19 protein-coding genes are annotated in these 22597 nt (G+C 72.5%); 14 read left to right on the top strand and 5 right to left on the bottom strand.

The features are described 5' to 3' along the window. Positions 1-83 precede the first annotated feature (83 nt). From IEZ27_RS49070 to IEZ27_RS49055, 4 genes are all read left to right on the top strand, one after another. A complete protein-coding gene (locus IEZ27_RS49070; RefSeq protein ID WP_229825039.1) occupies positions 84-1181 on the top strand; it encodes a nitric oxide synthase oxygenase in 1098 nt (365 codons plus the stop codon). 41 nt (positions 1182-1222) lie between these two features. Beyond that, positions 1223-1996: an enoyl-CoA hydratase-related protein gene (locus IEZ27_RS49065; protein WP_189653551.1), complete on the top strand. Its 774-nt coding sequence runs from the start codon at positions 1223-1225 to the stop codon at positions 1994-1996. Between the two features lie 145 nt (positions 1997-2141). Beyond that, positions 2142-3179 (top strand): NAD(P)-dependent alcohol dehydrogenase, encoded by a 1038-nt coding sequence (locus IEZ27_RS49060; protein ID WP_229825038.1) that lies wholly within the window; start codon positions 2142-2144, stop codon positions 3177-3179. A 79-nt stretch (positions 3180-3258) separates the two neighbouring features. Then, entirely contained in the window at positions 3259-5085 is a 1827-nt protein-coding gene (locus IEZ27_RS49055) for a glycoside hydrolase family 15 protein (protein ID WP_189653549.1), read from the top strand. Here the strand turns inward: IEZ27_RS49055 and galK are convergent. After that, the gene (galK, locus tag IEZ27_RS49050; protein ID WP_189653548.1) at positions 5082-6194 is read right to left on the bottom strand and encodes a galactokinase; all 1113 of its coding nucleotides are present in this window, start codon (positions 6192-6194) and stop codon (positions 5082-5084) included. The genes IEZ27_RS49055 and galK overlap by 4 nt on opposite strands. A gap of 43 nt (positions 6195-6237) precedes the next feature. On the opposite strand from galK, the gene IEZ27_RS49045 reads away from it, so the two are divergent. Next, positions 6238-7074: a 1-aminocyclopropane-1-carboxylate deaminase/D-cysteine desulfhydrase gene (locus tag IEZ27_RS49045; RefSeq protein ID WP_189653547.1), complete on the top strand. Its 837-nt coding sequence runs from the start codon at positions 6238-6240 to the stop codon at positions 7072-7074. On the opposite strand, the gene IEZ27_RS49040 is transcribed toward IEZ27_RS49045, so the two are convergent. Both IEZ27_RS49040 and IEZ27_RS49035 read right to left on the bottom strand, forming a co-directional pair. Next, the gene (locus tag IEZ27_RS49040; RefSeq protein WP_229825037.1) at positions 7008-7304 is read right to left on the bottom strand and encodes a DUF6766 family protein; all 297 of its coding nucleotides are present in this window, start codon (positions 7302-7304) and stop codon (positions 7008-7010) included. The two genes, IEZ27_RS49045 and IEZ27_RS49040, sit on opposite strands and share 67 nt — an antisense overlap. A gap of 47 nt (positions 7305-7351) precedes the next feature. Beyond that, positions 7352-7897 (bottom strand): hypothetical protein, encoded by a 546-nt coding sequence (locus tag IEZ27_RS49035; protein WP_189653546.1) that lies wholly within the window; start codon positions 7895-7897, stop codon positions 7352-7354. Between the two features lie 115 nt (positions 7898-8012). Between IEZ27_RS49035 and IEZ27_RS49030 the strand changes: the two genes are divergently transcribed. The 3 genes from IEZ27_RS49030 (at position 8013) to IEZ27_RS49020 (ending at position 11437) form a co-directional block, all read left to right on the top strand. Then, on the top strand, positions 8013-8741 hold the full coding sequence (locus IEZ27_RS49030) for a TetR/AcrR family transcriptional regulator (protein ID WP_189653545.1): 729 nt from the start codon (positions 8013-8015) through the stop codon (positions 8739-8741). Then, positions 8738-11215 (top strand): PEP/pyruvate-binding domain-containing protein, encoded by a 2478-nt coding sequence (locus tag IEZ27_RS49025; RefSeq protein ID WP_189653544.1) that lies wholly within the window; start codon positions 8738-8740, stop codon positions 11213-11215. Before IEZ27_RS49030 ends, IEZ27_RS49025 begins: the two co-directional genes overlap by 4 nt. A gap of 81 nt (positions 11216-11296) precedes the next feature. Further along, positions 11297-11437, top strand: a complete 141-nt coding sequence (locus IEZ27_RS49020) for a hypothetical protein (RefSeq protein WP_189653543.1) — start codon at positions 11297-11299, stop codon at positions 11435-11437. 60 nt (positions 11438-11497) lie between these two features. Here the strand turns inward: IEZ27_RS49020 and IEZ27_RS49015 are convergent, their stop codons facing one another. Further along, a complete protein-coding gene (locus IEZ27_RS49015) occupies positions 11498-13480 on the bottom strand; it encodes an APC family permease (protein ID WP_189653542.1) in 1983 nt (660 codons plus the stop codon). A gap of 86 nt (positions 13481-13566) precedes the next feature. Further along, positions 13567-14538 (bottom strand): PP2C family protein-serine/threonine phosphatase, encoded by a 972-nt coding sequence (locus tag IEZ27_RS49010; protein ID WP_189653541.1) that lies wholly within the window; start codon positions 14536-14538, stop codon positions 13567-13569. A gap of 138 nt (positions 14539-14676) precedes the next feature. Between IEZ27_RS49010 and IEZ27_RS49005 the strand changes: the two genes are divergently transcribed. The 6 genes from IEZ27_RS49005 (at position 14677) to IEZ27_RS48980 (ending at position 22592) form a co-directional block, all read left to right on the top strand. Beyond that, on the top strand, positions 14677-16782 hold the full coding sequence (locus tag IEZ27_RS49005) for an ATP-binding protein (protein WP_189653540.1): 2106 nt from the start codon (positions 14677-14679) through the stop codon (positions 16780-16782). 125 nt (positions 16783-16907) lie between these two features. Continuing rightward, positions 16908-18122, top strand: coding sequence for a cytochrome P450 family protein (locus IEZ27_RS49000; RefSeq protein ID WP_189653539.1), 1215 nt, complete (start codon positions 16908-16910; stop codon positions 18120-18122). A gap of 272 nt (positions 18123-18394) precedes the next feature. Continuing rightward, positions 18395-19339: an alcohol dehydrogenase catalytic domain-containing protein gene (locus IEZ27_RS48995; RefSeq protein WP_189653538.1), complete on the top strand. Its 945-nt coding sequence runs from the start codon at positions 18395-18397 to the stop codon at positions 19337-19339. A 3-nt stretch (positions 19340-19342) separates the two neighbouring features. Then, a complete protein-coding gene (gene melA, locus IEZ27_RS48990; protein WP_189653537.1) occupies positions 19343-20635 on the top strand; it encodes an alpha-galactosidase in 1293 nt (430 codons plus the stop codon). After that, positions 20632-21690, top strand: a complete 1059-nt coding sequence (locus IEZ27_RS48985) for an amidohydrolase family protein (RefSeq protein ID WP_189653536.1) — start codon at positions 20632-20634, stop codon at positions 21688-21690. Before melA ends, IEZ27_RS48985 begins: the two co-directional genes overlap by 4 nt. Then, complete coding sequence (locus IEZ27_RS48980) at positions 21687-22592, top strand: carbohydrate ABC transporter permease (protein ID WP_189653535.1); 906 nt, start codon at positions 21687-21689, stop codon at positions 22590-22592. Before IEZ27_RS48985 ends, IEZ27_RS48980 begins: the two co-directional genes overlap by 4 nt. Positions 22593-22597 lie beyond the last annotated feature (5 nt).

Genomic DNA, 22597 nt, shown 5'->3' with positions numbered 1-22597 from the left:
GCGGGGCGCTCCGCTGACGGGAATGTGTTGGTTGCCGCGTGCGTACCTGGATCAGGTCTTTGCGTCCCTTCGATGTTCATGCCGTGCACGCGCTGTTCGGGCGCACCACGGACGTCCGCGAGGCAGAGCGTTTCATCAGGCTCTTCCACGCCGAGAACCCCTCCGCCGGCGGCCTGCCGGCCCGGCTGCGTGACGTCGCCAGAGACGTCGCCCGCCACGGCACGTACGTCCACACCTTCGAGGAGCTGGAGTTCGGCGCGCGGGTCGCCTGGCGCAACAGCGGCCGGTGCATCGGACGCCTGTACTGGCGTTCGCTGAAGGTACGCGACCGGCGGGAGGTGGCGACGGCCGAGGGCGTGGCGGTGGAGTGCGTGGCCCACCTGCGGGAGGCGACGGGCGAGGGACGGATCAGGCCCACCGTCACCGTCTTCGCCCCGGACACCCCGGCCATGCCGGGCCCGCGGGTGCTCAACGACCAGCTCGTCCGCTACGCCGGGCACCGTCTGGTCGGCGGCGGCGTCCTCGGCGACCCGCGCAACGTCGTGCTCACCGACGCGGCCAAGGAACTGGGGTGGCGTGGCGGGCCGGGGCGGTTCGACGTGCTGCCGCTGATCGTACGGGCCGGGCTCGGGGACCCGCTGCTGTGCAACCTGCCGGGCGACGCCGTGCTGGAGGTGCCGCTGCGACACCCGGAGTACGGGTGGTTCGCCGAGCTGGGGCTGCGCTGGCACGCCGTTCCGGTCATCTCGGACATGTGCCTGGAGATCGGGGGTGTGTGCTACCCGTGTGCGCCGTTCAACGGCTGGTACATGGGCACCGAGATCGGGGCGCGCAATCTGGCCGACGCCGACCGGTACGACCTGCTCCCGGAGGTCGCCGCGCGCCTCGGGCTGGACACCTCCACCGAGCGCTCGCTGTGGCGCGACCACGCGCTGGTGGAGCTCAACGTGGCGGTGCTGCACTCGTTCGAACAGGACGGGGTGACGATCACCGACCATCACACCGAGTCGCGGCGCTTCCTGACCCACCTGGAACGCGAGGAGCGGGCCGGACGCCGCTGCCCGGCCGACTGGTCGTGGATCGTGCCCCCGCTGTCGGGCGGCGCCACCCCGGTCTTCCACCGGTACTACGACACGTGCGAGCTGACCCCCGCGTACGTGCACCACCGGCCCACCCACTGACCGGCTTGCCAGCCCGGCCCAGAACATGGTTCGGTTGGGGCATGGCGGAACTTGTGCTCTCATCGTCCGACCAGGGCGTGCTCACGCTGACCTTCAACCGTCCCGACACGCTCAACGCCTGGACGGACGCCATGGGCCGGCGCTACTTCGACCTGCTGGCACAGGCCGAGAAGGACCCCGAGGTCCGGGTGATCGTGGTGACCGGCGCGGGCAAGGGGTTCTGCGCCGGGGCCGACTTCAGGACGCTCGCCGCCATCCAGACCGGCTCCTACGACGAGACCCCCGACCCGAGGCCCAACACGTTCCCCACGACCATCGGCAAGCCGATCATCGCGGCGGTCAACGGGGCCTGCGCCGGGCTCGGCATGGTGCACGCGCTCGTCTGCGACCTGGTCTTCACGGCCGAGGAGGCCAAGTGGACGACGGCGTTCCCGCGCCGCGGCCTGGTCGCCGAGTACGGCCTGTCGTGGGTGCTGCCGCGCATCATGGGCCAGCAGCGGGCCATGGACATCCTGCTGTCGGGCCGGGTGTTCACCGGCAGGGAGGCGTACGAACTGGGGCTGGTCAACCGGGCGGTGCCGGGGGAGACGCTGCTGGCCCAGGCGCACGAGTACGCGAAGGAGCTGGCCGTGCACAGCTCCCCGGCGTCCATGGCGGTGATCAAGCGGCAGGTGTGGAACGACTGGGACGCCACCCTTGAGGAGTCGGCCAGGAAGGCCGTCCACGAGATGATGGCCTCCTTCGGGCGGCCCGACTTCGCCGAGGGCGTCGCCAGCTTCCTCGAACGGCGCGCGCCCGACTTCCCGCCGCTCTAGAGCCACGCCGTCGCCGCCCGGCGGCGGGTCCCCCAGGTTAAACGGCGAGGTCGGCAGGGTAGGCCAGGGCTTGTCCGAGGCGTACCGGCATGCCGGCGACGCCGGGCACGGGGGATCATCGGGGGGCGCGGTGCAAGCTTTCGTCATGCGGGAGATCGGCCAGGTCGGTTTCCTGGACAAACCCGTGCCGCGGCCCGGTCCACGTGACGCCGTCGTACGCACCACCAGCGCGCTCATCTGCACCTCCGACTCCCACACGGTCAGAGGCGGCATCGGGCCGCGGGAGAACCTGACGCTCGGGCACGAGGGCGTCGGCGTGGTGCACGAGGTGGGCGACGAGGTACGGGACTTCCGGCCGGGCGACCGGGTCCTGGTGGGCGCCATCACCCCCGACTGGGGCGACCCGGCCTCCCAGAACGGCCATCCGTCGCAGTCGGGCGGCCCGCTCGGCGGGTTCAAGTTCGCCAACTCCAAGGACGGAGTCTTCGCCGAGTACTTCCACGTCAACGAGGCCGACGCCAACATGGCGAAGATCCCGGAGGACGTCCCGGACGAGCGGGCCGTCTACTGCGCCGACATGCTCTCGACCGGCTTCATGGGCGCCGAGAACGGCAACATCCCCATCGGCGGGACGGTCGCCGTGCTCGCCCAGGGCCCGGTGGGTCTCATGGCCACCGCGGGCGCCAGGCTGCGCGGCGCCGGCCTGGTCATCGGGGTCGAGTCGGTGCCCGGCCGGCAGAAGCTCGCCCGCCACTACGGCGCCGACGAGATCGTCGACTTCGCCACCGAGGACGTCGTCGGGCGCGTGCTCGACCTGACCGGCGGCCAGGGCGTGGACACCGCCGTCGAGGCGCTCGGCGCGGACGTGACCTTCCAGACCGCAGTCAAGATCATCAAGCCGGGCGGCACGGTGTCGAACACCGGCTACTACGGGGAGGGCGAGTTCGTCCGCATCCCGCGTGTCGAGTGGGGCGTCGGGATGGCCGACAAGACGATCGCGACCGGCCTGTGCCCCGGCGGCAGACTCCGCATGGAACGCCTGCTGCGCGTCCTGAGGGGCGGGCGGCTCGATCCGACGCCCATGACCACCCACACGTTCCGCTTCGAGGAGATGGAACGGGCCTTCGAGGTCTCGGACAAGAAGCTCGACGACGTGGTGAAGGTGTTGATCACCTTCTCGTGACGCAAGCCGATCATCGGACGGACACGGCGACGAGCGCCCCCCACTCCGCCGGCACGTGGCACGGAGGAGAACGCCAGGCATGCTCGACCTCGACCCGCCCTTCCGCCCGGTGCGCCGCCGGGAGGGCTATCTGGCGCTGGAGGACCTGGGCCTCATCGGCGACGGCACGACGGCGGCGCTGGTCGGCGTCGACGGCTCGATCCCGTGGTTGTGCCTGCCCACCTTCGACAGCGACCCGCTGCTGTGCGGCCTGCTGGACCACCGGCGCGGCGGCCACTTCACGCTGACCCTCGACGACCTGCTGGAGGCCAGGCACTACTACGAGCCGGACACCGCGGTGCTGGTCACCGAGCTGCGCGGCCCGGACGGCCTCGTCCGCATCACCGACGCCCTGGCCCTGCGCGCGGGCGCCGACCTCAGCGACGACGCGGGTGGGGGCCGGGGCGAGCTGGTCAGGTCCGCGGTCGTCCTGGACGGGAGCGTACGCCTGCGGGCCGAGCTGGAGCCGCGCGGCGGCGGCCAGGTCCGGGTGCTCGGCAGCGGTCTGGAGGTGCGCGCGTCCCGGCGGCCCGACCTGCGGCTGCACCTGCGGTCCAACCGGCCGCTGAACGGCCTGCGCACGGACCACGACCTCCGGCAGGGGGACCGGCTCGACCTGGTGCTGTCGTGGGGACGCATCCACCGCCACCACCGGTTCGACGCCGAGGCGATGGTACGGCAGACGGCCGACGCCTGGCGGCGCTGGATGCTCGCGTGCGGCTACCACGGCCCGCAGGAGGCGCTGGTACGGCGTTCGGTGATCACGCTCAAGCTGTGCGACGACTGGGTCAACGGCTCGCTGGTCGCGGCGCCCACGTCCTCCCTGCCCGCGCCCGTCGGCGGGGTGCGCAACTGGGACTACCGGTACACGTGGATCCGCGACGCCGCGTACGCGGTCTTCGCGCTGCGCCGCGTCGGGTTCGAGGAGGAGGCCGACGGTTTCCTCGGCTGGGTGCTCGACGCCTTCGAGCAGAGCGGCCGGCCGCGGATCATGTACACGCTGCGCGGCGACCCCATCCCCGAGGAGATCCTCGATCCCGGCCTGGAGGGTTACCGGCGTTCGGCGCCGGTGCGCTGGGGCAACGGCGCCGCCGACCAGCGCCAGCACGACGTCTACGGCGAGGTACTGGACTGCGCCGACCAATGGCTGCTTCCCGGCCGGGAGCTCCAGCCCGCGCTGTGGGCGGGCCTGTCGGAGCTGGCCGAGGCCGCCGGGCGCACGTGGCGGGAACCGGACCAGGGCATCTGGGAGGTACGCAGCCAGGGCCGGGTCTTCACGTACTCCGCGGGCATGTGCCAGGTGGCGCTGGACCGGGCCGCGGCCATCGGCGAACGGCTCGGGCTGGCCGGTCCGATCGCCAGGTGGCGGGCCGATGCCGAGGAGCTGCGCCGGCTCATCCTGGACCGGGCGTGGAACGAGGAGGCGCGATGCCTGAGCGAGCACCTGGACGGCGGCGGCGGCCTGGACGCCAGCCTGCTCGCCCTGCCGCTGCGCAAGGTCGTGCCGGCCGGCCATCCGCGCATGGTGGCCACCACCGCCGCCGTCGCCGAACGCCTGTCGGCCGGCGACGGCCTGCTCTACCGCTACCTGCACGGGCAGTCGCCCGACGGCCTGCCCGGCGACGAGGGAGCCTTCCTGCTGTGCAGCTTCTGGCTGGTGGACAACCTGGTCATGCAGGGCCACCGGGACCGCGCCGAGGAGCTGTACGCCTCCCTGTGCGCCCGCGCCAGCCCGCTCGGCCTGCTCCCGGAGCAGATCGACCCGGCCACGGGAGCGTTCTTGGGCAACTTCCCGCAGGCGTTCAGCCACATCGGGATCATCTCCAGCGGCGTCAACCTGGCGCGGGCGGGCGCCGGCCAGGGCTAGGCGAGGCGGTGGGCGCCCTTGGCCGCGGTGGCGGACAGGAAGCGCGGGGCACGGAAGCCGCGCTCGGCGTAGGCGGCCGAGACCGACTCGCGCACGTTGTCCAGGCGGTCCTGGGCGACCAGGGCGATGGCCGAGCCGCCGAAGCCGCCGCCGGTCATCCTGGCCCCGCGGGCGCCGCCGCGGAAGGCGGCCTCGACGGCCACGTCCAGCTCCGGCGAGGAGACCTCGTACTGGTCGCGCAGGGACAGGTGGGAGGCGTTGAGCAGGGCGCCGATCTCGGTGACCTTGCCCGCGCGCAGCAGGCCGATCAGGGCCTCGACGCGGTGGTTCTCGGTGACGACGTGCATGACGCGCTTGCGTTCGGCGCCCTGGAGGTGGTCGAGGGCCGCGGCCAGGTCGGTGACGTCGCGCAGGGACGCCACGCCGAGCTTGCGGGCGGCCGACTCGCACTCGGCGCGGCGCTTGGCGTACTCGCCGCCGGCGTGCTCGTGGTGCACCTGGGTGTCGATGATGAGGATGCCGAGGCCCTCGGCGGCCAGGTCGAGCGGGATGTTCCTGGAGCCCAGCGAGCGGCAGTCGAGGAACAGCGCGTGGCCCTCCTCGCACAGGGCCGAGGCGGCCTGGTCCATGATGCCGCACGGCATGCCGACGAAGTCGTTCTCGGCCCGCTGGCTGAGCAGGGCGATCTCCATCGGCGTCAGGCCCAGCCCGTGGACGTCGTCGAGCGCGGAGGCGACGGCCACCTCCAGCGCGGCGCTGGAGCTGAGCCCCGCGCCCTGGGGCACGTCGCCGTCGACGGCGATGTCCGCGCCCGCGACCCGGTCGCCCAGCATGGCCAGCACGCCGACGGCGTAGCGGGCCCAGCCGGTCGCCTCCTCCCTGGCCGACAGCTCGATCGGGCCGCCGGGGGACTGGAGGGACAGCAGGCGGATGGTCTGGTCGGTACGCGGCGTGACGGCGGCGCTCACACCCCACGGCACCGCGAAGGGCAGGACGAACCCGTCGTTGTAGTCGGTGTGCTCGCCGATCAGGTTGACCCGGCCGGGCGCGCGCCAGACGGTCTGGGGATCGGCTCCGAAGGCGGCACGAAAAGCTTCAGCAACGCGCATAATCCAACACTCCTCAACAAAGGCCCGACCGTAGACTAGCGCCATGGAGGAGCTCCTGGATCCAGCGCTCGGCCAGGTCCGGGTGTTCCTGATGCACGACGACAACAAGCAGCGCAAGCTCAAGTACAACCTGGGCCATCGGCGGCTGCTCACCTTCGGCGGGGCGTACTCCCATCACATCAGGGCCGTGGCGCGGGCCGGACGGCGGCACGGGATCGAGACGATCGGCGTGATCAGGGGCGAGGAGCACCTGCCGCTCAACCCCACGCTCGCCTGCGCGGCCGCCTGCGGGATGACGCTCACCTACCTCGACCGCGCCTCCTACCGCCTCAAGCACACGCCCGAGGTGCACGCGCGGCTGCGGGAGCGGTGGGGGGACGTCGAGATCCTGCCGGAGGGCGGCAGCAACGCGGCGGCCGTACGCGGCTGCGCCGAGCTCCCGCCGGAGATCGGCGTCGACTACGACGTGGTCTGCTGCCCGGTCGGCACCGGCGGCACCCTCGCCGGCATCGCGGCCGGGCTGCCGCCGGGCCGCCGGGCGCTGGGGTTCGCGGTGCTCAAGGGGGCCGGGTTCCTGACCGGCGAGGTGGCCCGCCTCCAGCGCGAGGCGTACGGCCGGACCTGGGACAACTGGTCGGTCAACCTCGACTACCACTTCGGCGGCTATGCCCGCTCGACCCCCGCCCTCGACCGGTTCGCCGCCGAGCACGGCGTCGAGGGCATCTACGTGGCCAAGATGTTGTACGGCGTGCTCGACCTGGCCCGGCAGGGCGCCTTCGCGCCGGGCACCCGCGTCGTGGCCGTGGTGACCGGTCAGCCCTCGACGTTCGTGGCCGCGTGCGGCGCGCCGACCGGTTTCGACTCCGGCGAGCCGCGCTGACGCAGGTAGATCGACGACACCACCATCGACAACACGAAGACGGCCCCCATCACCAGGCCGAGCGAGTTGCCGAACAACCACAGCCGGGCTCCCCACGCCCTGGCCCAGGCGGGGGAGGCGTCGGTGGCGTACGGGCCGATCTGCTCGGCCGCGCGTGCGGCGGGCGTCGGGTCCGCCGCGCAGCCGACGGCCGCCAGGAGCAGAGCCGGCACGACGAACGGAAGTCTCATGCGCCCCTGCTCCCCGCGGGCGATCGGGCATGTGGCCGGCGGGCCGGCTAACCGAGCTGGTCGAGCACCGGGCTGACCAGCGCGTTGAGCTCGCGGGCCAGCACCACCACGGCCCGGTGGGCGCGCTGCTCGACCTCGTCGTGCGGCCCCTCGGGCTCGGGCGGCAGGTCGCCGAGCGGCACCGGCGCCTCGACGAGCATCGTGGCACGCAGGAACGGGATGCGCGCGAGGTCCTGCTGGCTCGGCTCGACGTACTGGCCGAAGGTCTCCTGCCAGCCCAGCCAGCCGCGGTCGCGCCACCAGGCGCGGGACCTGGTCAGCTCCTCGGGGAGCGGCGAGACGAGCCGGACGCGCGCGTAGAGCGTGCCGTCCCAGGTGTTGCGGTGGCAGGTGGCCTCCAGCACGCGCCGGTCCCAGCGCACGTAGCCGGGCATGAGCGAGGGCGGCGTGGCCAGCCGCCAGGCCGCGCACGCGAACCGGACGGGCGCGATGTCACCCCACTCGAACTCGTCGAGGTTCTTGCGCACGTGTACGGCATAGCGCCCGTCACGGTCCCTGTCGAACTCCTGGTCGATCCAGAACGCCTTGCCCATGCCCCCTACGCTACGGCCCGGCGGCGCCTCCCCGGCGGCGTACGGGAGATCTGGGACTTGCCGTGAATTGAATGACCATTTAGGCTCATATGGTCAAACAATTGGAGGACGACGAATGGCCAGAGCGGGCAGGCCGCCGCAGGACCCCGCGCGGCAGGCCGAGCGCGCGCACCGGATCCTCGACGCCGCCGCCGAGCTGATCCTGCGCTGGGGCTACGACAAGACCACGGTCGACGACGTCGCCAAACGCGCCGGGGTCGCCAAGGGCACCATCTACCTGCACTGGAAGACGCGCGACGAGCTGTTCGCCGCGCTGCTGCGGCGCGAGCGGGTGCTCATGCTGGAAGGCGTGCGCGACAGCGCGCCCGCCGCGCTCGGCGAGCTGTTCGGGAGCCTTGCCTCGGCGTTGTTGCGCCGGCCGCTGCTCCACGCGGTCCTGCTCGACGACTCCGAGGTGCTCGGCAAGCTCACCCGGCTCAAGCGGCGCGGCCCGGCGGGCGGCCTCGAACTCGGCGGTTCCTTCGACGCCTACCTGCGCGAGCTGGTCGGGCTCGGTGCCGTACGCGAGGAGCCGAGCGAGCACGTCACCGTGATCGGCTCGATCTTCTACGGCTTCATGTTCCTGCCCGGCGCGCTGCCGGAGTCCGATCGGTTGCCCGACGACCGCGTCGCCGCGCTGCTGGCCGAGACGGTCGAGCGCGCGGTGGGCACGGGACGCGCGCTGCCGCCCGCCGCCGCCGGGGCCGTCGCGCGGGCCACGCTCGACCTCCTCGACGCACTCGCCGACGTCGCCCGGCGCAAACTGGCGACATCCCTGAGCCCTGCTAAGGAGCGCGTGCAGTGAAGGCAGTCATCCCCCTCGACGACGAAGCCGCCGCCGACCTCGGCACCACCGGCGGCAAGGGCGCCTCGCTTGCCCGGCTGGCCGGGGCGGGGCTGCCGGTGCCCGGCGGGTTCGTCGTCACGACGGAGGCGTACCGGTCGTTCGTCGCGCCCTTCCGCGACGAGATCCCCTCAGCCGGCGACCCCGCCGCGCTGTTCGCCGCGCACGAGATCCCGGCCGAGCTGGCCGCGCGGATCACCGCCGCGTACGCCGCGCTCGGCGACGATGTCGCCGTGGCCGTGCGCTCGTCGGCGACCGCCGAGGACCTGCCCGGCATGTCGTTCGCCGGGCAGCAGGACACCTTTCTCAACATCAGGGGCGAGGGCCTGCTGGAGGCGGTCCGCCGCTGCTGGGCCTCGCTGTGGAACGCGCGCGCCGTCGCCTACCGCGAGCGCAACGGCGTCCCGCACGACGACGTGGCCCTGGCCGTGGTCGTCCAGGAGCTGGTGGACGCCGACGCGGCCGGGATCATGTTCACCGCCGACCCGGTCACCGGCGCGCGGGACGAGATCGTGATCAACGCCTCCTGGGGGCTCGGCGAGGCCGTCGTCGGCGGCCAGGTCACGCCCGACACGATCAGCGTCTCGGGCGGCCGGGTCACCGGCTCGCGGGTCGCCGACAAGACCGTCATGACCGTGCGCACCGAGACCGGCACCCGCGAGGAGCCGGTGCCCGAGGACCTGCGCCGCCGTCCCGTCCTCGACCCGCCGCAGGCGCGGGAACTGGCCGCGCTCGGCGAGCGCGTCCAGGCCCTGTACGGCATGCCGATGGACGTCGAGTGGGCCCGGCACGACGGGACGTTCGCGATCCTCCAGGCGCGCCCGATCACCGGCCTGAAGCAGCAGGTCGAGGAGTGGAACGACAGCCTCAAGGGCGACTACCTGTGGACCGGCGGCAACCTGGGCGAGGCCATCCCCGACGTGATGACGCCCGCGACCTGGTCGTTCGTCCGCCTGTTCATCCACGAGGCGATGTCGGCCTCGGCGCTGCCCGGCTTCGACCTGGTGGGCAACATCGGCGGGCGCTTCTACATGAACCTCAGCGTCGTCCACTCCATCGCCGCCGCCCTGGGCATGCGCAGCCGGCTCGGCGCGGTCGAGCAGGTCTTCGGCAAGCTGCCGCGCGGCCTTGAGGTGCCGAAGGTGAGCCTGTCGCGCTGGGAGATCGTCAAACGGGTGTTGCCGTTGGCCGTGAACATCCAGCGGCGGGTGCGCCGGAACCTCAAGGACATGCCGGCCTTCCTCGCCTCCTCCCGGCAGCACTGCGAGGAACTGCGCGAACGCGTCGCCGCCACGTCCTCAGGGCCCGAGCTGGCCGATCTGTGGGCCGCCGCGATCGAGCCCCTCATGGTCACCTCCAGCCGCATGCTGGAGGCCGCCGGACGCCAGGGCGGCGCCACCCTCGTCTGGACCCGCGACCGGCTGCGCAGGCTGATGGGCGAGGTGGACGCCGAAGCCATGCTGACCGGCGTGAACGCCGACGGCGAACTGGCCAGCCTCGGGCCGGTCCTGGGCCTGGGCAGGCTCGCCAGGGGCGAGATCAGCAGGGAGGAGTTCGCGCTGGCGTACGGGCATCGCGGCCCCCACGAGTTCGAGGTCTCCATGCCCCGGCCGGGCGAGGACCCGGCCTGGATCGACACCCAGCTCGCCGGCCTGCGCGACCTGCGGGCCGGCACCGAGGCGCTGCTCGCCCGCCAGGAGAAGGCCCGGCAGGAGGCGTGGGCGAGGTTCGCCGCGCGTTACCCGGGCAAGGAGACCGGGACGCGCGCCCGGGTACGCCGCTGGAACGCGGTCGTCCGCGACCGGGAGACCGCGCGTTCGGAGAACATGCGGGCCTTCTGGGTGTCGCGGGCGTTCGTGGTACGCGCCGGTGAGCTGACCGGGCACGGCGACGACCTGTTCTTCCTGTACCTGGAGGAGATCCTGGACGTGCTGCGAGGGGACACGACGGCCCTCGCCCGGGTGCCGGTACGGCGGGCGACCTACGAACGGTACGCCGCGCTGCCGCCGTACCCGACGGTGATCGTCGGCCGGTTCGACCCCGTACGGTGGGCCGCCGACCCTGACCGCCGGGCCGACGTGTACGACGCCCGCGGGTTCGACGTCCCGGTCAGCGACACCGTGACCGGGTTCCCCGGCGCGCCCGGCGTGGTCGAGGGTGTCGCCAGGGTCATCGCGGGCCCGGAGGAGGGCGACCGGCTCAAGCCCGGCGAGATCCTGGTCACGACCCTGACGAACGTGGGCTGGACCCCCATGTTCCCCCGTGCCGCCGCCGTCGTCACCGACATGGGCGCGCCGCTGTCGCACGCCTCGATCGTGGCCCGCGAGCTGGGCATCCCGGCCGTGGTCGGCACCGGCAACGCCACCATGCGGCTGCGCGACGGCGACCGCGTCCGGGTGGACGGCGAGCGCGGCACGGTCGAGTTGCTGCAGTGAAGGGTTGCCGCGGTGAAAGCGGTGAAAAGACTGGGCCAAGTCGGCCGTCCGCCGGGCCGCGGTGTGTTCACTGTGATGACCATGATCGATCAGTGGATCCCCGACGACGAGCGTGAGCTCGAAGCACGCTGCGCCCGCTTCCGTCTCGCCCTGCTGGGCCTCGACCGCGACGGCCTCCCGCCCGACCCGCATGAGCCCCGGCAGCCGGACGAAGCCGCCTGACCGGCCCGCCCGCCCGGCCCGCCCGCCCGGCCCGCCCGCCCGGCCGGTCAGCCTGGCCGGTCAGCCGCCGACGTGGATGCCGGGCCGCCGCTGCGGATCGGGCTCGATCTTGCGGATGATCTCCCGTACGACCGGGGCGGTGTCGCCGCGGCCCAGGATGAGGTAGCGCAGCAGGTGGACCATCGGCGAGCCCTCGGCCCACTCGAAGTAGCAGTGGGGACGCACCCCGGTGGCGTCGCGCAACGCGAGCAGGACGGCCGCGATCGCGTTGGGCGCCGCCGGGCTCTCCGCGCGCAGCACCCGGTGGCCGCCGACCTCGACGCCGTGCAGCCGCAGCACGTCGCTGAAGCTGGAGGGGTCGATGACGTCGATCTCCAGGAACAACACGTCGGCCCGGCCCGGCACCGGGTTCATGGCGCGCTGCTCGCTCTCCTTGGCCAGGTACTCGGCCACGTCGCCAGGGCCACGCCGGTTGGCGATGATGTTGAGCGCGCCGTCGTGGTCGAGGGAGTCGGTGACGAACCGGCGCGCCGCCTCGTCGAACTCGACGCGGTCGGCCCGCAGCTCGGTCGTGCGCGACACCCGCGAGATCAGCGAGATCGCGACGATGCCGAGGATGAAGAACGCCGAGATGGTGATGCCGTCGGGCTTCTCCCTGATGTTCTCCACCAGCGCGTAGACCAGCACCAGGGTCAGCACGGTGAACCCGACGACGGCCGGGGTCTGGCGGCGGCGGACGGCCGAGATGGTCACCGCGACCGCGCCGGAGACCATCATGGCCAGGATGCCGGTGGCGTACGCGCCGGCCTGGGCGTCCACGTCGGCGTCGAAGACCAGGGTGAGCAGCACGCAGATGACCGTGTAGACCAGCACGACGGGCCGGACGGCCCTGCCCCACTCCGGGGCCATGCCGTACGAGGGCAGGTAGCGCGGCACGATGTTGATCAGGCCCGCCATGGCCGACGCCCCGGCGAACCAGAGGATGAGGATGGTGCTGACGTCGTAGACCGTGCCGAAGCCCTCGCCGAGGCGCTCGTGCGCCAGGTACGCCAGCGCCCTGCCGTTGGCCTGCCCGCCCGGCGCGAACTGCTCGGCCGGGATGAGCACGGTGGTGACGAAGCTGGTGGCGATCAGGTAGACGCTCATGATGAGCGCGGCCACGGTCAGCAGCTTGCGGGTGTTGCCGATGCGCGAGCGCAGCCGCTGCTCGGGGTCGTCGCCCTGGGCGGCCACGAGGGGCATCATGCTGACGCCCGTCTCGAACCCGGACAGGCCCAGCACCAGCAGCGGGAAGGCCAGCACCGCCGGGCCGAGCAGCCCGGTGAAGCCGCCGCGCCCGGTCAGCAGCGCGTCCGTCCAGCGTGACAGGGCCTCGGGCTCGGCCGCCACGTCGGCGAACCCGACGGCGACGACGACCGCGTTGAGCAGCAGGAACAGCGCGACCAGCGGGATCGCGACGCCGACCGCCTCGGTGAAGCCCATCAGGAACACCCCGCCGAGCACCAGCAGCAGCACCACGGTGATGATCACCGCGTGCCCGTGCAGGAAACTCGGGAAGTACGGGTTCTCCAGGATGTGCACCGAGGCGTCGGCGGCCGACAACGTGATCGTGATGATCCACGACGTGGCCACGAACCCCAGCAGGACCAGGACGAACAGCTTGCCCCGCCAGAACGGCAGCAGGCGTTCGAGCATGGCGACCGACCCCTGCCCGTGGGGGCTCTCCTTGGCCACCCGCCGGTACATCGGCAACATGCCGAGCAGCGTCAGCGCCACGATGAGCAGCGTGGCCAGCGGCGACAGCGCCCCGGCCGCCAGCGCGGCGATGCCGGGCAGGTAGGCGAGGGTGGAGAAGTAGTCGACGCCGGTCAGGCACATGACCTTCCACCACGCCTGCGGCTCGCCGTGGCCCTCGGCCGACTCCGGGCCGACGGGCTGGACCTGGTGCCGCAGCAACCACCGCGCGAGCCCGCTGGAAGGCGGTCCGGTACGGCCCGCGCTCTCGACCGACTCGGGTACGGCAAGCTCACCGGTACCGCTCACCGGATCTCCCTCTCATCGGACGCCGCGAACGAACGTCCCCACCTTAGGGGGTCGGATCTCGCCCGCGCGCGCCGCGTCCAGCCGCGCTACGGGCGCTCGTTGCCCGAGTCGGCCGGCAGGACGGTGACGCCCAGGTCACCCGGCGCCGGGCCCGGCACCCGCTCGGCCGGATCGGGCACGGGGACGGGCTGCGCCAGCACGAGCGTCAGGTCGTCCCGCAGGTCGCCGGCGTGCTCGTCGAGCAGGTCGAGGAGATTGGGCAGCGCGTGGTCGAGGCCCGGCGCGGCCAGGGCGTGCCTGACGTGGTGGTCGAGCGGGAACTCGACGCCGTCGGCGTCCCTGGCCTCGGACAGGCCGTCGGTGTAGAGCAGCAGCCGCTGGGAGAGGCCGAGACCGGCGCGGCGCATCCGCGGGTCGGGGCCGAGGCCCAGCGGCGGCGAGGGCTCGGGCGGCTCCAGCGCCTCCAGGCGGTGGCCGATCCGCAGGGGCGCCGGGTGGCCGCAGTTGACCAGGCGTACCTCGCCGGGCGCGAACTCGGCCAGCAGGACGGTCACGAAGTCCTCCTCGCCGAGGTGCGGGAAGAGTTCGGCGTCGAGCGCCCCGGCCAGCGTCACCAGGTCGGGCGCGGCGGCCGCGTGCCGGCGGAAGGCGGCCAGCACGACGGCGCTGAGGTGGGCGGCCTCCATGCCCTTGCCCTTGGCGTCCCCGACGATGACCCGTACGCCGGAGGGCGCGACCAGCGCGTCGTGCAGGTCGCCGCCGACCAGCGACTGGTCGTTGGCCGAACGGGTGTGGACGGCCAGGCTGACGCCGCCGAGCCGGGGCGGCAGGGGCCGGACGACCGCCTGCTGGGCGAGCTCGGCGATCTGGCGAACCCGGACGAGTTCGTTCTCCTGTTCGCGCTGGGCCCGGATGGTCACCAACGTCCAGCCGCCCGCGGCGGCCAGGACGAGCAGGCCCGTCAGAGGGTCGAAATCGGCGCCACCGAAGGTGGCGAACAGCGCGACAACCACTTCGACCAGCAGGAACAGCAGGAACCAGCCTCGCTGTGAACGCATGGTGTGTCTCCGGCTATCGGCTTCTTCTTTCCGGACGGGGCGAACAGTAGGAGTAGCTACTTTCTCACTTTTAGTGACGGAGCGCATCAGCTTCCGGCAAGCTGCTGTCACAACTTCATCCGATAGGTGGCGATCACGATGGCAGGTAACTGGCAGGCGGGCAACCTCCCAGCGGAACTCACGAGCCTGATCGGCCGAGAAAACGAGTTGGAGCAGGTGCGGCGGGCGTGCCGGCGCTCCCGGATGGTGACCCTGACCGGGGTGGGCGGAGTGGGCAAGACCCGCCTGGCCCTGCGCGCCGCCGCCGATCTGCGGTCCGCGTTCACCGGCGGGGCCTGGCTGGTGGAGCTGTCTCCGCTGGACGACGGGACCCTGCTGCCGCACGCCATCGCCGAGGCGCTGCGGCTCACCGACCAGACCACGAGGCCCATGGCCGAGGTGCTGGCCGAGCACCTGTTCGGCCGTGAGGTGCTGCTCGTGCTCGACACCTGCGAGCACCTGGTGGGCGCCTGCGCGGTGACCGTCGAGACGCTGCTCGCCGCGGTGCCGGGGCTGCACGTCCTGGCCACCAGCCGGCGGGCGCTGGAGGTGGACCCCGAGCTGGTGATCGTGGTCGAGCCGCTGCCCGTGCCGGCGCCGGGCGCCACCGCGCTGCGCGGCCAGGACGCCGTGACGCTGCTGGTCGAACGGGCCACCGAGACGATGCCGACCTTCGAGGTCACCGACACCAACCGCGACGACGTCGTACGGTTGTGCCGCCGGCTCGAAGGCATCCCGCTGGCGATCGAGCTGGCCGCGGCCCGGCTGCGCGACCTGCCGCTGGGCCATCTGGCCGACCGGCTGGAGGACCGCTTCGCCACGCTGGAGGACGACCAGGTGCTCGACCAGGAGGCCGACCCGCCCTGGCACCAGGCGTTGCGCACCGCCGTCGGGTGGAGCCACGAGCTGTGCGAGCCCGCCGAACGCCTGCTGTGGGCGCGGGTGTCGGTGTTCGCCGGTGACTTCGACGCCGAGGCGGTGCGCCAGGTGTGCGCCGACGAGCGGCTGCCGGAGGCCGACGTCGGGCTGCTGCTCGACGCCCTGGCCGACGAGTCGATCCTGACCTGGCTGCCGACCGGCTCGGGCGAGCGTTACCGCATGCTCGACACCCTGCGCGAGTACGGCGCCGGATGGCTGCGCGGCCTCGGTGAGGAGGAGGAACTGCGCCGCCGGCACCGCGAGCACTACCAGGACCTGGCCGTACGCGGCGCCGCCGGCTGGCTCGGCGCCGGCCAGCCGGCCTGGTACGACCGGATGGTCGGCGAGCACGACAACCTGCGCGCCGCGCTGGAGAGCGCGCTCGGCGAGCGGGACGGCCGGGCCGCCCTCGACCTGGCCGGCACGCTGGCGTTCTTCTGGTACGGCTGCGGCTACGCCAAGGAGGGCCGCCACTACCTCGGCCAGGCGCTGGCCCTCGACCCCGCCCCCGGAACGGCCCGCGCCCGCGCCCTGTGGGCCGACGGCCTGCTCGCGGCCACCCAGGGGGACGCCGCCGCCACCGAGGCGCGGGCCGACGAGTGCGAGGCCGCCGCGGACGACGACGACGCCTTCGCCGCGCTGTGCGTCAAAGCACTGCGCTCGGCGGTCGGCGTGATCCGCGGCGACCTGGAACTGGCCATGGTCGAGTCGGAACCGGCGTACGTGATGCGCTGGAGCGACGGCGACCTGACGATCGCGGGCCTGCTGGCGTTGATGTGCCGGGCGGTCGCGCACACCGTCGGCGGCCGGGCCGACGAGGCGATCTCGGTGCTGGAGGATCTGCGGGCCCTGTGCGACCAGCGCGGCGAGCAGTCGATGCGCTCCCACGGCGACCTGCTGCGCGGCCAGGCCGAACTGGCCCGCGGGCGCCTGGACGCGGCGGTCGCCTACGGGCAGGCGGCGTTGCGTACCAAGCGCAGGCTGCACGACAACTTCGGGATCGGGCTGACCGTCGACCTGCTGGCGCTCGGCGCGGGGGCCGCAGGACGGTCGGAGCGGGCGGCCCGGCTGCTGGGGCTGGCCCAGCGGATCTGGAGCACCCATGGGCAGGCGCAGGCCAGCGTCCCGGCCTGGGTGGCGGCCCGGCAGGACTGCGAGCGGCAGGCGCGCGAGTCCCTGGGCGACGACGTGTACGAGTCGGCGTTCCGCGCCGGGTACGACGGCGACCTCGACGCCGGCATCGCGTACGCGCTGGAGCCGGAGGGTGAGGGGCTGCCGAACGTCTGACCCACCTGGGGCTCCTATGTGGCGGGAGGGACAGATGTTGCCTGCCTGACGGTGACAGCCTCCTGTCTTGGATCAGGAGGGCTTACCACCGAGAGTGGGGGGACATCCGCATATGGGAGGCTGCATTGGAAACGCCTGCACTTCCGTTCCCGGTTCCCGGCGAGCGGACGTCCGAGACGATCCGCCGCCTGCGGGACGCGCACGGCCCGGTGCTGCGCGTCCTGCTCCCCGGGGAGGTGACCGGCTGGCTGGTGACCTCCTACGAGGCGACGGAGGAGGTGCTGGCCAACGACGAGACGCTCTTCAGCAAGGACGCCAGGAACTTCGCCGGGCTGCACGACGGCACGGTCCCGGCCGACTGGCCGCTGCGCCAGGTCGTCGAGGGCGACCACCTGCTGACCAAGGACGGCGCCGACCACCGGCGGCTGCGCGGCCTGATCAACCGGGCCTTCACGCCGGCCCGGGTGGCCGGGCTCGCGCCGCGCGTCCAGCAGATGACCGACGACCTGCTCGACCGGATGGCCGAGCGGGACGGCGAGGTCGACCTCGTACGCGCCTTCAGCGAGCCGCTGCCGGTCGCGGTGATCTGCGAGCTGTTCGGCGTGCCCGAGGACGAGCGGGCCCAGATCCGCGAGTGGACCGGCGTGCTGCTGTCGCACGCCGCCGCCCCCGACGCGGTGAACGCGGCGGCCGGGGCGCTGCTCGGCTACCTGGCGGCCTTCATCGCGCGCCGGCGCCAGGAGCCTGGGGACGACCTGACCACCGGCCTCATCCGCGCCCACGAGGACGACGGCGACCGCCTGTCCGAGAACGAGATGTTGTGGATCCTGTGGGTCGTGCTCATCGCCGGCCACGAGACCACCGTGCACCTGATCGCGAAGACGGTCGTCGCCCTGTGCGCCGATCCCGCCCAGCTCGACCGCGTCCGTTCGGAGGACGCCTGGGAGCAGGTGGTGGAGGAGGCGCTGCGCAGCCGCAACTCGGTCGTCGGCATGGTGTTCCGCTACCCGCTCAAGGACGTCACCGTCGCCGGCACGACGATCCCGGCCGGTCAGCCGGTCATCATCGGGCTCACCGGCGCGGGCACCGACCCGGCCCGCTACGGCCCGGACGCCGACAGCTTCGACCTCGGCAAGGCCAAGGAGGGGCATCTGGGCTTCGGCCGGGGCCCGCACTTCTGCCTGGGGGCGCCGCTGGCCCGGCTGGAGGCGCGGATCGCGTTGTCGTCGCTGTTCGCCAGGTTCCCCGGGTTGCGCCTGGCGGTCGGGCCCGACGAGATCGCGTACACGTCGTCGCTCATCACCGAGGGGCCGCTGGCGGTGCCGGTCCTGCTGAGCTGATTCTGCCAGCCAAACCGGCTTTCCATGATTCGGAATAGCGTGGAACGGTCGGGCCGAAGGGCATAGTCCGAGGACATCGCCCCTGGCCCGGCCGTTCTGGCGTGCTCCTCGGGGTGTGGCCAGGTGCCCGTTCCTCCTGGGAGTTCGCCCCCAACCCTTGACACGCTCTTCGTCCCAGTGGTCTCCTAGCGCCAGTTCGGAATGACATTCTGTATGACGGAATAGGATGGGATCTTGAACGAACGCGCGCATTCGACCGCCGGCGGGCTCTCGTGAGGGCTCTGGTCTTCACCGGGCCCGGCGTCGTGGAGCCGCAGGACGTGCCGGAGCCCGTGGCCGGGCCGGACGAGGTGCTGGTGCACGTGGTCACCTCCGGCATCTGCGGCAGTGAGCTGCACGGGGTGAAGACCCCCGGGTTCCGGGTGCCGCCGCTGGTGATGGGGCACGAGTTCGCCGGGCGCACCGACGACGGGCGGGCGGTGACGGTCAACCCGATCCTGTCGTGCGGCGCCTGCGACGTGTGCCTGATCGGGCGGCCCAACGTCTGCAGGAAACGGCAGATCGTCGGCGTGCACCGGCCGGGCGCCTTCGCCGAGCGCGTCGCGGTGCCGGCCGCCGCCGTGGTGCCGCTGCCCGACGGCCTCGGCTGGACCGCCGCCGGCGTGGTGGAGCCGGCGGCGAACGCCGTGCACGCCTGGGGGCTGGCCGGGCGGCCGGCCGGGGCGCGCGTGGGCGTGATCGGGGCCGGCGCCATCGGGCTGACCTGCCTGCTGACCGCCCTGTCCGGCGGCGCCGCCTCCGTGGACGTGGCCGACCGCTCGCCCGAGCGGCTGGCCGTCGCCGCCCGGCTCGGCGGCGTCGCGGCCGGCGCGGAGCTGACCGGCGAGTACGACGTGATCTTCGACGCCGTGGGCGCCGCCGCGACCCACGAGCAGTCCCTGTCCCGCCTGCGCCCCGGCGGCGCGGCCGTCTGGCTGGGCCTGCTCGACCACGTGGCCGGCTACGACGCCGCCGACCTGGTACGCGGCGAGAAGCGCGTCCTGGGTTCCTTCGCCTACGACGCGGCCGACTTCGCCACGGCCGTCGACCTGGTCGCCGGCTGGGACCTGAGCTGGGTCGAGACCTTCCCCCTCGAAGAGGGCGCCGAGGTCTTCACCCGGCTGATGAACGGCCAGGCCATCCCCGTCAAAGCTCTGCTGACCCCGGAATCGAGGTAACCCATGGCCCGCATCGTCCTGGTGGGCGCCGGAAGCATCACGTTCGCCAAGAACCTGCTCTCAGACATCCTGACATTTCCTGAACTATCCGAGTCCACGATCGTGCTCCACGACATCGACCAGGCCCGGCTCGACACCGCCGAGGCGATGGCCCGCTGGATGGTCGGCGAGCTGGGCATCGGCGCGAAGATCGAGGCGTACGCCGACCGCAGGGCCGCCGTCGAGGGCGCCGATTACGTGATCAACGAGATCGCCGTGGGCGGCCTGGAGGCGGTCAAGCGCGACCTGGAGATCCCCGCCGCGTACGGCGTGCGCCAGACGATCGGCGACACCCTCGGCATCGGCGGCATCTTCCGCGCCCTGCGCACGATCCCGGTCATGGTCGGCATCGGCGACGACCTGGCCGAACTGGCCCCGGACTCGGTGTTGTTCACCTACACCAACCCGATGTCGATGATCCCGTGGTCGGTCTACGCCGGCACCCCGTTCAAGAACGTCGTGGGCGTCTGCCACGCCGCGCGCGACACCCAGCAGACGCTGGCCAGGATGGTCGGCGTACCGGAGGAGGAGATCTCCTTCCTCACCGCGGGCGTCAACCACCAGGCGTTCGTGCTGCGCTTCGAGCGCGACGGGGAGAACCTCTACCGGCGGCTCGACGAGCTGATCGAGCGGGACCCGGAGCTGCGGCGGCGGGTGCGCGTCGAGGTCTACCGCAACTTCGGCTACTTCCCGACCGAGTCCTCCGAGCACGGCTCGGAGTACCTGCCGTGGTTCCTCCCGCACGCCGAGGAGGTCGAACGGTACCGCATCCCGATCAACGTCTACCTGGAGTGGCTGGCCGAAGGCTACGAGGAGTACGAGGAGTACAAGAGCTCGCTGGAGGCGGGCCGGGGCGTGCCGATCGAGCGCGGCGAGGAGCTGGCCTCGCTGGCCATCCACTCGATGGAGACCGGCACCCGCAGGATGATCCACGGCAACGTGCGCAACGGCGGCCTGATCTCCAACCTGCCCCCGGAGGCGACCGTCGAGGTGCCCTGCCACGTCGACCGGTCCGGCGTGCAGCCGGTGCTCGTCGGCGAGCTGCCCGCCCAGGTCGCCGCGCTCAACCGGGCCTTCCTCAGCGTCGGCGAGCTGACCGTCAAGGCGGCCCTGGAGGGGCGGCGCGACCACGTCTACCAGGCTGCGCTGCTCGACCCCAACACCGCCGCCACCCTCCCGGTACGCAAGGTCCGCGAGCTGGTGGACGCCCTGATCGAGGCCCACGGCGAGCTGCTGCCCGAAGGCATCAGGGGATGACCGTGTGCGACGCCGACCTGCCGTTGTCCCGCTACCGGCCGGTGTCCCAGCTCCGCGTGGCCGTCCACGAGGTCGACCGCGCCAGGGTGCCCGTCGTGGACGCCCACATCCACCTCGGACGCTGGCTGACCGAGGACGGCGGCTGGATGGTCGAGGACGTCCCCGCCCTGATCGGCATGATGGACGAGCTGAACCTGCGCGGCATGGTCAACCTCGACGGCCGCTGGGGCCGGGAGCTGGCCGAGAACATCGAACGCTACGACGCCGCCCACCCGGGCCGCTTCGCCACGTTCTGCCACGTCGACTGGTCCGAGACCGCCGTGCCCGGCTTCGGCGAGCGGCTGGCCGCGCAGGTACGCCGGTCGGTGGCCGAGGGCGCGGCCGGGCTGAAGGTGTGGAAGGACGTCGGGCTGCGCGTCCGCGACCACAAGGGCGAGCTGGTCATGCTCGACGACCCCCGGCTCGACCCGCTGTGGGCCGCCGTGGGCGAGGCGGGCATCCCGATCGCGTTGCACACCGCCGACCCGGTCGCCTTCTTCGAGCCCATGGACGAGCGCAACGAACGCCTCGAACTGCTGGCCGCCCGGCCCGACTGGAACTTCTCCGGGCCCGGGTTCCCGTCGTTCGAGCGGCTCATGGAGGCCATGGAGGGGATGGTCGCCCGGCATCCGGCCACGACCGTGATCGGGGTGCACGCCGGGTGCTGGCCGGAGAACCTGGGGTTCGCCGGGCGGATGCTGGACGCGTACCCGAACTTCCACATCGACATCGCGGCGCGCGTCGCCGAGCTGGGACGCCAGCCGCGCGCCACGCGCGCGCTGATGCTCCGCCACCCCGGCCGGGTGTTGTTCGGCACCGACGAGATCCCGCCGCACCGGGACATCTACCGCCTCCACTTCCGGTTCATGGAGACCGACGACGAGGCGTTCGCGCACTCGCTGGACGATCCGCCGCTGATGGGCCGCTGGACGATCTCCGGGCTCGACCTGCCCGACGACGTGCTGGAGCAGGTGTACGCGCGCAACGCGCTGCGGCTCGTGCCGAGGCTGGCATGACGGCGGTCCTCCGGACCGTACGGCGGCACAGCGCGGAGGGCGGGCAGGGACGGCACGCGCTGCTGTTCCTGCTCCCCGCGCTGGCCGGGTTCGCGGCCTTCTACATCTACCCCAGCGTCCGCGGCCTGTGGTTGTCGGCGACCGACTGGAACCTGCTGTCGGAGCCCGGGTTCGTCGGCCTGGCGAACTACGCCGAGCTGGCCACCGACCCGCTGTTCTGGAAGGCGCTGCTGCTCACCGGCTACAACACCGTGCTCAACCTGGTGGGGCAGCTCACGCTGGCGCTGCTGCTGGCCGCGCTCATGCACCGGCTGACCAAGTCGGTCGTGCTGCGCGCCACGCTGCTGCTGCCCTGGCTGGTGCCGAACGTGGCCACCGCGCTGCTGTGGTTGTGGTTGCTGGACGCCAACCTGGGCTTCGTCAACCAGCTGCTCGACGGCATGGGCCTGTCCACGCACGGGTTCTTCAACGCGCCCGGCGAGGCCATGCCGAGCGTCGCGGCCGTGACCACGTGGGCCTCGGTCGGGTACGTCGCCCTGCTGCTGTACGCGGGCATGCTGCAGATCCCGAACTCGGTGTACGAGGCCGCCGCCATGGACGGCGCCGGCGAGATCCGCACGTTCTTCCGGGTCACGCTGCCGCTGCTGCGGCCGGTGCTGGCGCTCGTACTGGTCGTCTCGGTGATCGGCTGCTTCCAGATCTTCGACACCATCGCCGTCGCCACCAGGGGCGGCCCGGTCAACGCCACCAAGGTCATCTACTACTACATCTACCAGGAGGCGTTCACCCACTTCCGCATGGGCTACGCGGCGGCCATGGCGCTCAGCCTGGTGCTGATCCTCGGCGCCCTCACCTACGTGCAGATGCGCCTGATGCGCGCGTCCGACTCGGACCTCGGTTAGGGGGC

Origin of the sequence: Nonomuraea spiralis, from assembly GCF_014648435.1 — a bacterium.
Lineage (GTDB): Bacteria > Actinomycetota > Actinomycetes > Streptosporangiales > Streptosporangiaceae > Nonomuraea > Nonomuraea spiralis.
The sequence above is the reverse complement of the archived record's forward strand: the minus strand, read 5'-3'. Positions and strand labels throughout refer to the sequence as shown.

Excerpts from the sequence above, each read along its gene's own strand:
- IEZ27_RS49065 (WP_189653551.1), top strand. The coding sequence starts at position 1,223 with ATGGCGGAACTTGTGCTCTCATCGTCCGACCAGGGCGTGCTCACGCTG.
- IEZ27_RS49060 (WP_229825038.1), top strand. The coding sequence starts at position 2,142 with ATGCGGGAGATCGGCCAGGTCGGTTTCCTGGACAAACCCGTGCCGCGG.
- IEZ27_RS49055 (WP_189653549.1), top strand. The coding sequence starts at position 3,259 with ATGCTCGACCTCGACCCGCCCTTCCGCCCGGTGCGCCGCCGGGAGGGC.
- galK (WP_189653548.1), bottom strand. The coding sequence starts at position 6,194 with ATGCGCGTTGCTGAAGCTTTTCGTGCCGCCTTCGGAGCCGATCCCCAG.
- IEZ27_RS49045 (WP_189653547.1), top strand. The coding sequence starts at position 6,238 with ATGGAGGAGCTCCTGGATCCAGCGCTCGGCCAGGTCCGGGTGTTCCTG.
- IEZ27_RS49040 (WP_229825037.1), bottom strand. The coding sequence starts at position 7,304 with ATGAGACTTCCGTTCGTCGTGCCGGCTCTGCTCCTGGCGGCCGTCGGC.
- IEZ27_RS49035 (WP_189653546.1), bottom strand. The coding sequence starts at position 7,897 with ATGGGCAAGGCGTTCTGGATCGACCAGGAGTTCGACAGGGACCGTGAC.
- IEZ27_RS49030 (WP_189653545.1), top strand. The coding sequence starts at position 8,013 with ATGGCCAGAGCGGGCAGGCCGCCGCAGGACCCCGCGCGGCAGGCCGAG.
- IEZ27_RS49020 (WP_189653543.1), top strand. The coding sequence starts at position 11,297 with ATGATCGATCAGTGGATCCCCGACGACGAGCGTGAGCTCGAAGCACGC.
- IEZ27_RS49010 (WP_189653541.1), bottom strand. The coding sequence starts at position 14,538 with ATGCGTTCACAGCGAGGCTGGTTCCTGCTGTTCCTGCTGGTCGAAGTG.
- IEZ27_RS49005 (WP_189653540.1), top strand. The coding sequence starts at position 14,677 with ATGGCAGGTAACTGGCAGGCGGGCAACCTCCCAGCGGAACTCACGAGC.
- melA (WP_189653537.1), top strand. The coding sequence starts at position 19,343 with ATGGCCCGCATCGTCCTGGTGGGCGCCGGAAGCATCACGTTCGCCAAG.
- IEZ27_RS48985 (WP_189653536.1), top strand. The coding sequence starts at position 20,632 with ATGACCGTGTGCGACGCCGACCTGCCGTTGTCCCGCTACCGGCCGGTG.
- IEZ27_RS48980 (WP_189653535.1), top strand. The coding sequence starts at position 21,687 with ATGACGGCGGTCCTCCGGACCGTACGGCGGCACAGCGCGGAGGGCGGG.